The sequence below is a fragment of the Paenibacillus paridis genome, from assembly GCF_006345825.1.
Lineage (GTDB): Bacteria > Bacillota > Bacilli > Paenibacillales > Paenibacillaceae > Pristimantibacillus > Pristimantibacillus paridis.
The window spans coordinates 1-289 of record NZ_VCIX01000023.1; the positions used below are offsets into that span (position 1 = coordinate 1).

Below are 289 nucleotides of genomic sequence, written 5' to 3' on the forward strand. Positions count from 1 at the left end.
TCGATAATGCTGGCTGCTGTTGTTATGCTCGTTAGCGTCATGGCCGGTTGTTCAGGCAGCAACAACGGCGACAATAATACGACTAAAGGCAGCACGAACAGCAATGGAAACAAACCTGCAGTAACGGAAGAGGCAGCGTCAGATGCTCCAAAGCTTGAAGATGGCAATATCACGATTCTTTATCATACCTCGAAAGAACAGTATGACCAGAATAAAGCGGCAAATCCGGCAGCTTTTGATGCCGTCTGGGAAACAGTCGGTCAGTTCGAACAAGCTTATGGCGGTAAGG

1 pseudogene is annotated in these 289 nt (G+C 48.1%); it reads left to right on the forward strand.

The window, feature by feature from the left end:
• Window positions 1-289, forward strand: a pseudogene (locus FJQ58_RS32185) (hypothetical protein); the annotation flags it as partial.